12 protein-coding genes are annotated in these 8,281 nt (G+C 63.3%); 3 read left to right on the forward strand and 9 right to left on the reverse strand.

Annotated features, from left to right (window positions below; all coding sequences use genetic code 11):
• The 5 genes from A3764_RS19440 to A3764_RS19460 all read right to left on the reverse strand — a co-directional run.
• On the reverse strand, window positions 1–750 hold a 750-nt coding region (locus A3764_RS19440), incomplete at its 3' end, for a GTP-binding protein (protein ID WP_150122315.1).
• Window positions 751–885: 135 nt separating this feature from the next.
• Window positions 886–1,851 carry a hypothetical protein gene (locus tag A3764_RS19445; RefSeq protein ID WP_067921477.1) on the reverse strand — a complete coding sequence of 322 codons (966 nt, stop codon included), beginning with the start codon at window positions 1,849–1,851 and terminating at the stop codon, window positions 886–888.
• 247 nt (window positions 1,852–2,098) lie between these two features.
• Window positions 2,099–3,007: a mechanosensitive ion channel family protein gene (locus A3764_RS19450; RefSeq protein WP_201722244.1), complete on the reverse strand. Its 909-nt coding sequence runs from the start codon at window positions 3,005–3,007 to the stop codon at window positions 2,099–2,101.
• Window positions 3,008–3,042: 35 nt separating this feature from the next.
• Entirely contained in the window at window positions 3,043–3,375 is a 333-nt protein-coding gene (locus A3764_RS19455; RefSeq protein WP_067921479.1) for a DMT family transporter, read from the reverse strand.
• A 15-nt stretch (window positions 3,376–3,390) separates the two neighbouring features.
• Entirely contained in the window at window positions 3,391–3,849 is a 459-nt protein-coding gene (locus A3764_RS19460; protein WP_067921501.1) for an Lrp/AsnC family transcriptional regulator, read from the reverse strand.
• Between the two features lie 119 nt (window positions 3,850–3,968).
• Here A3764_RS19460 and A3764_RS19465 point away from each other — a divergent pair, with 119 nt between their 5' ends.
• Complete coding sequence (locus A3764_RS19465; RefSeq protein WP_067921481.1) at window positions 3,969–4,208, forward strand: DUF6356 family protein; 240 nt, start codon at window positions 3,969–3,971, stop codon at window positions 4,206–4,208.
• Window positions 4,209–4,274: 66 nt separating this feature from the next.
• Here the strand turns inward: A3764_RS19465 and A3764_RS19470 are convergent, their stop codons facing one another.
• The 4 genes from A3764_RS19470 to A3764_RS19485 form a co-directional block, all read right to left on the reverse strand.
• Window positions 4,275–5,489: an NADP-dependent isocitrate dehydrogenase gene (locus tag A3764_RS19470; protein WP_067921483.1), complete on the reverse strand. Its 1,215-nt coding sequence runs from the start codon at window positions 5,487–5,489 to the stop codon at window positions 4,275–4,277.
• A gap of 178 nt (window positions 5,490–5,667) precedes the next feature.
• Window positions 5,668–6,252 carry an HD domain-containing protein gene (locus A3764_RS19475; RefSeq protein ID WP_067921485.1) on the reverse strand — a complete coding sequence of 195 codons (585 nt, stop codon included), beginning with the start codon at window positions 6,250–6,252 and terminating at the stop codon, window positions 5,668–5,670.
• Window positions 6,249–6,488 carry a hypothetical protein gene (locus tag A3764_RS19480; RefSeq protein ID WP_067921487.1) on the reverse strand — a complete coding sequence of 80 codons (240 nt, stop codon included), beginning with the start codon at window positions 6,486–6,488 and terminating at the stop codon, window positions 6,249–6,251. Before A3764_RS19480 ends, A3764_RS19475 begins: the two co-directional genes overlap by 4 nt.
• Window positions 6,488–7,141, reverse strand: a complete 654-nt coding sequence (locus A3764_RS19485; RefSeq protein ID WP_067921489.1) for an alpha/beta hydrolase — start codon at window positions 7,139–7,141, stop codon at window positions 6,488–6,490. Before A3764_RS19485 ends, A3764_RS19480 begins: the two co-directional genes overlap by 1 nt.
• Before the next feature lie 171 nt (window positions 7,142–7,312).
• Here A3764_RS19485 and A3764_RS19490 point away from each other — a divergent pair, with 171 nt between their 5' ends.
• On the forward strand, window positions 7,313–7,774 hold the full coding sequence (locus A3764_RS19490; RefSeq protein WP_067921491.1) for an Rrf2 family transcriptional regulator: 462 nt from the start codon (window positions 7,313–7,315) through the stop codon (window positions 7,772–7,774).
• A partial coding sequence (locus A3764_RS19495; protein ID WP_150122316.1) for an aminotransferase class V-fold PLP-dependent enzyme occupies window positions 7,771–8,281 on the forward strand: 511 nt, incomplete at its 3' end. The genes A3764_RS19490 and A3764_RS19495, both read left to right, overlap by 4 nt.

Raw genomic sequence — 8,281 nt, forward strand, 5'->3', positions numbered from 1 at the left:
GAAATTCTCGATCAGCGAGCCATCGCGCGCCAGCGCCTTGACGGTCTCACCGGCCTTGAGTGTTCCCGATTCCACCCGGCCCGTCAGCAGCCGCCCGATGAACGGGTCGGAGCCGAGCGTGGTCGCCAGCATACGGAAGTCTTCGCCGCGGCGGGAGATTTGCGCCGGGGCCGGCACATGATCGATCACCAGATCGAACAGCGCGTCGAGGTTCTTGCGCGGGCCATCAAGGTCCGTATCCGCCCAGCCCGAACGGCCAGAAGCATAGAGATGGGGAAAATCGAGTTGCTCATCGTCAGCGCCGAGGTTCGCGAAGAGGTCGAAACATTCGTCCAGCGCGCGGTCCGGCTCCGCGTCGGGCTTGTCGACCTTGTTCAGCACGACGATCGGGCGCAGGCCGAGGGCGAGCGCCTTGGAGGTGACGAACTTCGTCTGCGGCATCGGGCCTTCGGCGGCATCCACCAGCAGCACCACACCGTCCACCATGCTCAGGATGCGCTCAACCTCGCCCCCGAAATCGGCGTGGCCGGGCGTGTCGACGATGTTGATCCGTGTGCCTTTCCATTCGACCGAGGTCGCCTTGGCAAGGATGGTGATCCCGCGCTCGCGCTCCAGATCGTTGCTGTCCATCGCGCGTTCGGTCGTCGCCTGGTTTTCGCGGTAGGTGCCCGATTGCTTGAGCAGTTCGTCCACCAGCGTTGTCTTGCCGTGGTCAACATGTGCGATGATCGCGATATTGCGAAGGTCCATGATTCAGCCTCTGTCAGGGAGTTGCGGCGCGCATAACCCGCGGCGGCCCGGAAGGCCAGTGGAATGTGGCGTGACACCACGACGCGAAAACGCCCCCGGCAGGACCGGGGGCGCGTTTCATAGCTTAGGGCGTGCTCAGAAGCTGCGGAAGCCTGCAAAGAGCATGCCTTCGTCCCGGTGGCGCCCGCCGAGCGAGGCGCCCCAGATGGCGGCTGCTGCCGCGATCAGGAATGCCGCCGCGATGGCGAAGCCCGTCAGGACGGAGGCCCGGCGCGCCGCATCGGCTGCTTCACGCGCGTCCTGGGCCAGTTGTGCCGCCTGGGCCTGCGCCTCTTCGCGCAGTTGCACGACTTCTGCGACAGCCGCATCCACACGCTCTTCCACCTGCGCGGCGTTGAGGTTGGAATTCTCGGTGATCACGTCGACCAGATAGGCGCGGTCCTGATCGTCGATCTCGCCCGTGCGCAGGATATCACCCAGTACCGCCATGCCACCGGCCGGCAGGTCGAGGTTCTGATCCACGCGCACCTCGGTCCCGCGCAGCAGACGCTGGTTGATGATCTCGAGCGGATTGACATTGGCCAGCAGATCGCTGTCTGCCACGGCATCGCCCGCATCGGCGGCGGCCCCCCCGGCTGCGGCGGCCACATCACCTGCGGCGCCCGCTACGGTGCCTGCGGCACTGGCAGCACCTTCGGCCACGTTGCCGACCGCTGTCGTCACACCGCCCACGATGCCTGCGGCCATCCATGCGCTGAAGATAAGCCCAAGGCCCCAGACGACCGCACCATGCATGCTGTCGCGCGCGGAAACCTCATCCGCGCTCGCACCGTCGATCCGGCGGCGCATCCGGCCCGCCACATAACCGCCTGCGGCGTAGGCCACGACGGTGGTGATCAGGATCCATGCGCCCACGATGATCAGCGCCCAGCCGACCGAACCTTCACCCTGCAGCGGCGACACCGCGCTGAGGCCGAGAGCCGCGCCGAAACCGGCAAAGAGCAGCCCGATGGCCGTGGTCACTACGGCACCGCCGAACAGGGCGGGCCAGTCGAAGTAGCTGCCATCCTGCGCGACGCGCGGCTGGCTGGCAGCAGTCATTTTTTCAGTCCGCTCCATATCAGGCGAGTCCCAGCAGCGACAGGATCGCCAGAACGACTACGACAAGACCGACGAGATAGATAATTCCGCCCATTACGAATAACTCCACTATCAGGGGTGGCAGTCCGACCGCATGGGGATTTCCATGGGCATCACCGCTCACCTTGTTGTGAGAGCCAAACAGGACAATGAGCGGAAAAGTTCCGACAGGGGGCAAAAAAGCCCCGGAAACCGGAACTTGGCGCCCCTATTCGCCGTCCTGCGCATCCGACCCGCCGCGGGTGAGCGGCAGGGGCTCCTTGAAGGTGAGGGTGCGATAGGGAAAGGGGATTTCGATTCCGGCGTCGTCCAGCGCCCGTTTGACGGCGGCGACGACCTTGTCCCGGCTTGACCGGATGTCGATGGGGCGCGAACCTGTCCACCAGGTCACTTCGAAATTGATCGAACTGTCCGCAAATTCCTGTGCGAAGATTTCAACGTCACGCACGTCGTCGCGCACGGCGTCGACCCCGCGCACGGCTTGTGCAATGACCTCACGCGCGGCATCCACATCCTCGCCATAGGCGATGCCGCAGATGATCGTGGTGCGGCGCACATCGCGGGCGGTGCGGATGGTGACGGGGTTCTTGAAGAACATCGCGTTGGGCGCGACCACGAGCTGCCCATCGGTCTGGCGGACGTGGGTGTCGCGGATGGTGATCTCCTCCACCTGGCCTTCGATATCCTCGCAATCGATGAAATCCTCGATGGAGAAGGGTTCGCGGATGAGCAGCAGCACCCCGGCCAGAAAGTTTTCAAACACGTCTTTGAAGGCGAAACCGATGGCAACGCCGCCCACGCCCAGCGCGGTTAGCGCCTTGCCGGGCGTGATCGTAGGGAAGGCGATGGTTACGGCGATCAGGATCCCGAAGAGCCAGATGCTGACCGTCAAAAGCATCATGATCACGTCGATCAGGGCCCGCCGCATCCGCGCGCGGCGCAGGGTGCGGGGTACGGTCCAGTTGACGACCTTGACCACCAGCCAGACGAAAAGCACGAAAAGCAACGAAAGCACGATCTGCGGCAGCACGGCCCAGAAGCCCGTCGCATATCCTTCGAGCTGCTCCCGCAGGGGGGCGGGCAGCTTGCTCCACATCGATCCAAACAACTCAGGCATCCCCCGCTAACCCTTCAGACCGGCGGAGGTTCCGCCTAATGCGGCGCAGTATTGGAAAAAAGGTGAATGATCGCAATGCCGCCGATGATCATCGTCAGACCGATAATCGCCGCCGCATCCAGCCGCTGGCCGAAGACCGCAAAGCCGATGGCCGCGATCAGCACGATCCCCAGACCCGACCAAAGCGCATAGACAACGCCCACCGGCATCACCTTCAGCGTCATCGACAGAAGATAGAAGGAGAGCGCATAAGCCAGCACGACGATGAGCGAGGGCACAAGGCGCGAAAACTGCTGCGAGGCCTGCAAGGCGGTCGTGCCGATGGTTTCGGCCAGCACGGCCAGCACAAGGATAAGATAGACGGGCATCAGAACCCCCAGAGCCTAGAGCGGCAGTTCGGTCGTTTCCTTGATCTCTTCCATCACGAAGCTCGCCGACACGTCCGAAAGGGGGATCTTCCGGATCAATTGGCGATAGAGACGGTCATAATCCTTCATGTCGGAAACGCGCGCCCGGATCAGATAGTCGAGATCGCCGGTCATGCGGTACACTCCCAGGATTTCCGGCATGTCCCGTGTAGCAGAAGAAAATCGCGCCAGCCAGTCCGGCGCGTGCTGGTTCGTCCTGATTTGCATGATGACCGACAGGCCGAGGCCCAGCTTTTCGGGATCGAGCAGGCAGACACGCCCGCGAATGATGCCCGCGGCCTCCATCGCGCGAACGCGCCGCCAGCAGGCATTGCGCGACAGGCCCACCGCGTCGCCCAACTGGTCGAGCGATTGGCCCGCATCGCGCTGCAACTGTTTCAGGATCCGTCGATCCGCGTCATCTATATCCACCATATGACGCATATAGCATAAATTTCTCCCGCGATGGAATGTATCATCGTGATCTTTGGGAAATTCACAACCTGCCGGTGGGCTATCCTTTCATTCGATCAGTGAACGGAAAGGAACGCCCCATGATACGCCGCATCTTCCTCGACCATCCGGCAGCGGTGAACGAAAGCTATACCGAACACATGCGCTTCGCATTCGGCTTTGCCGGGTTGCTGCTGCTGGCGGGCGTGGCGGCGATGGTGCATGCGGTTATTCCCTGCCTGTGCCGCAGGACGGCGGGGTATATCGTGCAGCGCCTCGCCGCCCGCATGGCGCATCGGGCCCCACGGCCCGAGGGGCGGGGGACGGTTCCGGCGGAATGAAGGGTATGAAACGGGAAAGGGCCGCACGGGGCGGCCCTTTCGGTCATATTCAATCCCGCGGGGCTATCAGCCCTGCAGCGCCTTGTTCAGGTTCTCATCCACCTTTTCGAGGAAGCCCATGGTGGTGAGCCACTTCTGATCGGGGCCGACCAGCAGGGCGAGGTCCTTGGTCATGTGGCCGCTTTCAACGGTATCCACCACGACGCGTTCCAGCGTCTCGGCAAAGTTGGTCAGCGCGGTGTTGTCGTCGAGCTTGCCGCGGTGCTTCAACCCGCCGGTCCAGGCATAGATTGACGCGATCGAGTTGGTCGACGTCTCTTCGCCCTTCTGGTGCTGGCGGTAGTGGCGCGTGACCGTGCCGTGCGCGGCCTCGGCTTCCACGATCTTGCCATCGGGCGTCATCAGCTGCGATGTCATCAGGCCCAGCGAGCCGAAGCCCTGCGCCACGGTGTCGGACTGCACGTCGCCGTCGTAGTTCTTGCAGGCCCAAACATAGCCGCCCGACCACTTCATCGCCGCCGCGACCATGTCGTCGATCAGGCGGTGTTCGTAGGTGATGCCCGCTTCGGCGAACTTGTCCTTGAACTCTTCGTCGAAGACCTGCTGGAACAGGATCATGAACTGGCCGTCGTAGTTCTTGAGGATGGTGTTCTTGGTGGACAGGTAGACGGGATAGCCGCGCTTGAGGCCGTAGTTCATCGAGGCGCGGGCGAAATCCTTGATGGATTCGTCGAGGTTATACATCCCCATGTAAACGCCGGAGGAGGGCGCGTCGAAGACCTCTTCCTCCATCACGGTGCCGTCTTCGCCGACGAATTTCATCGACAGTTTGCCCGGTCCGGGGAACTTCATGTCGGTGGCGCGGTACTGGTCGCCATAGGCGTGGCGGCCGATCACGATGGGCTGTGTCCAGCCCGGCACAAGGCGGGGTACGTTCTTGCAGATGATCGGCTCCCGGAAGACCACGCCGCCAAGGATGTTGCGGATGGTGCCGTTGGGGCTGCGCCACATCTTCTTGAGGCCGAATTCCTCCACCCGTGCTTCGTCGGGGGTGATGGTCGCGCATTTGACGCCAACGCCGTATTTCTGGATCGCATGGGCGGCATCGACGGTGATCTGGTCATCGGTTTCATCACGCGCCTCGATGCCGAGATCGTAGTACTTGAGATCGACGTCGAGATAGGGGGTGATCAGCTTCTTCTTGATGAAATCCCAGATGATCCGGGTCATTTCATCGCCGTCGAGTTCGACGATTGGGTTTTCTACCTTGATCTTCGACATCAAATGCTCCTTTGGCATAACGCGTTTGCGCAGCGTTTAGCCTATCGTCCGGTGAATGGGAAGGTGGTATACCGTTGTATGCCGAAGCTCGGGCAAAAATTGCCGGATGGGGCATAGATGGGCCGGGGAACCGGGGCGCCGCCCCGGACCCCGACGTATTTGGGATCATGAGAAGGGGTCAGTCTGCCCTGGCTGCGAACCAGGCGGCGATACGGCGGCGGGCATAGTCCCAAAGGCCGGGTGCGCCGCGGGCGATGGCGCTGCCCACACGTTCGGCCACGCGTTCTTCGGTCACGTTGTATTCCACCCAGCTGCCGCCGCCTGACATCAGGTTCTGCATCGGCGGCTGGAACCGGTCGAGCGATTTGGCGAAGCGGGCGGTGGGTGTTTCGGCGGCTTCGAATTCTTCCCAGATGGCACGCAGCCCGGTGCTGAGGTCATCGGGAAGCAATCCGAAAATGCGGTCCGCCGCGGCCTGTTCCGCCGCCGCAACCGCCGGGGCGTCAACCGTGCCGAAGATCGGATTGTCGCCCGCGTCGATCTCCACCAGGTCGTGCAGGATCAACATGCGGAGCACCCGGTCGATATCGACATCCGGCCCGGCCTGATCCGCCAGCACCAGCGCGTAGAGCGTCAGGTGCCAGGAATGTTCCGCTGAATTCTCCCGGCGGGAGGCATCGCCCAGCGTCGTGCCACGCAGAACGGACTTGAGCTTGTCCGCCTCGTTCAGAAAGGCAATCTGCCGGTCGAGACGTGTGCTCACGCCTCGGTGGACCTGTCGCGATGGGCCTGCAGCCTGCGGGCGAGGAAATCCCGGCCCTTCTGCTCGGCCATCCGGGTGCGGATCGCGGTCAGGAAGGCTTCTTCGAGTGTCTGGGACGAGGCCCCCAGTTCATTGCCGACCTCGATGAAGAGACGATCCTCGCCGGTTTCGCGCTGCACGGCGAGGCATTCATCGGCCAGTTTGTTGGCCATCTCGACGACGAAGCGGTCCGCCATCAGCGCGACGTCTCCGTCAGGCGGCGCTTCACGTAGTGGGAGGTGGTATCGATCAGCGTATCCATATGCGGATCCTCGAAGAAATGACCGGCGCCCTCGATTTCCTTGTGGGTGATCGTGATGCCCTTCTGCTCGTGCAGCTTGTTCACGAGGCTCACGGTATCGGGGGGCGGGGCCACCTTGTCCGCCGTGCCGTTGATGATCAGCCCGGAGGCGGGGCAGGGGGCGAGGAAGGAGAAATCGTACATGTTGGCCGGCGGGGAGACCGAGATGAAGCCCGTGATCTCTGGCCGGCGCATCAGAAGCTGCATGCCGATCCAGGCGCCGAAGCTGAAGCCCGCGACCCAGCAATGCTTGGAATTGTTGTTCATCGACTGCAGGTAATCCAGCGCCGAGGCCGCATCGCTGAGTTCGCCGATGCCCTGGTCGTATTCGCCCTGGCTGCGCCCCACGCCGCGGAAGTTGAAGCGCAGGACCGTGAAGCCCATCTTGTAGAAGGCGTAATGTAGATTGTAGACCACCTTGTGGTTCATTGTGCCGCCGAACTGCGGGTGCGGGTGCAGGACGATCGCGATGGGCGCATCGCGTTCCTTCTGGGGGTGATAGCGGCCTTCTAGGCGGCCTTCGGGTCCGGGAAAGATGACCTCGGGCATGGGATATCCTGCATGCAGGTTCCAGGGGCCGCGAATAGTTGACGAATTCGCTCGGGCACCTTAGAACGGTTCTAAACTTACACCTGCGTGACTGCGGCGCGTACAGGCTTTGCACTTAGGCATTTCGCGGCGCGGCGTCAATCGACTGCCGCCGGCGGGAGGGGATGGACGATGAAGCTATCGACGAAAGGGCGCTATGCCATGGTGGCCCTGTCCGACATCGCCCTGCAAAAGGACGATGCGCTGGTCTCTCTCGGTGATATCGCGGAGCGCCAGTCCATTTCGCTGCCCTATCTGGAGCAACTCTTCGTCAAGCTGCGGCGGGGGGAGCTGGTGACATCGGTCCGCGGGCCCGGCGGGGGCTACCGGCTGGCGCGGCCCGCGTCGGAGATCCGGGTGATCGACGTGCTGGCCGCCGTGGATGAAACGCTCGATGCCATGCACAAGGGTGCGGGCGTGTCGGGCGGGCTTTCGGGCAGCCGGGCACAGTCGCTGACCAACCGGCTGTGGGAGGGGCTGAGCGCGCATGTCTATGTCTATCTGCACCAGACGCGGCTTTCGGATGTCATCGCCAATGATCTGGCGCCCTGTCCGGCGGTGCCGAACCTTTTCGCGGTGGTGGACGAGGCATGAGGGTCTATCTCGATCATAATGCCACCACCCCGCTGCGCCCCGAGGCGCGGGCCGCCATGACTGAGGCGATGGATGTGGCGGGCAACCCATCGAGCGTCCATGCCGAAGGGCGCGCGGCCAAGGCATTGATTGAGCGCGCCCGCGCGCAGATCGCCACGGCCCTCGGGGCGGAGGACGCGGATATCGTCTTTACCTCCGGTGCCACGGAGGCGGCAGCACTCGCCCTTGGGGGGCGTGGGTTACGCGGCGCGGCGATAGAACATGATGCGGTGCGATCCTGGGTGGCGGAGGATCTGCCGGTCGATGCCCATGGGAAGGTCGATCTGGACGATCCCGCCGGCTGCACCTTGCAATCAGCCAATTCCGAAACCGGCGTTCTGCAGTCGCTCCCTCCGGGCCTTGCCGTCAGCGACATGACCCAGAGCTTCGGCAAACTGCCCTGCGATTTCGCGGGTTCCGGCCTGCGCATGGCGCTCGTCTCGGCGCACAAGCTGGGCGGGCCGAAGG

The organism is Sulfitobacter sp. HI0129 (assembly GCF_001635395.1).
GTDB lineage: Bacteria > Pseudomonadota > Alphaproteobacteria > Rhodobacterales > Rhodobacteraceae > Sulfitobacter.

Bases quoted from the DNA above. Each gene is read 5' to 3' on its own strand.
- A3764_RS19470 (WP_067921483.1), bottom strand. From the start codon at position 5,489: ATGTCGAAGATCAAGGTAGAAAACCCAATCGTCGAACTCGACGGCGAT.
- A3764_RS19465 (WP_067921481.1), top strand. From the start codon at position 3,969: ATGATACGCCGCATCTTCCTCGACCATCCGGCAGCGGTGAACGAAAGC.
- A3764_RS19450 (WP_201722244.1), bottom strand. From the start codon at position 3,007: ATGCCTGAGTTGTTTGGATCGATGTGGAGCAAGCTGCCCGCCCCCCTG.
- A3764_RS19455 (WP_067921479.1), bottom strand. From the start codon at position 3,375: ATGCCCGTCTATCTTATCCTTGTGCTGGCCGTGCTGGCCGAAACCATC.
- A3764_RS19485 (WP_067921489.1), bottom strand. From the start codon at position 7,141: ATGCCCGAGGTCATCTTTCCCGGACCCGAAGGCCGCCTAGAAGGCCGC.
- A3764_RS19445 (WP_067921477.1), bottom strand. From the start codon at position 1,851: ATGACTGCTGCCAGCCAGCCGCGCGTCGCGCAGGATGGCAGCTACTTC.
- A3764_RS19460 (WP_067921501.1), bottom strand. From the start codon at position 3,849: ATGGTGGATATAGATGACGCGGATCGACGGATCCTGAAACAGTTGCAG.
- A3764_RS19490 (WP_067921491.1), top strand. From the start codon at position 7,313: ATGAAGCTATCGACGAAAGGGCGCTATGCCATGGTGGCCCTGTCCGAC.
- A3764_RS19480 (WP_067921487.1), bottom strand. From the start codon at position 6,488: ATGGCGGACCGCTTCGTCGTCGAGATGGCCAACAAACTGGCCGATGAA.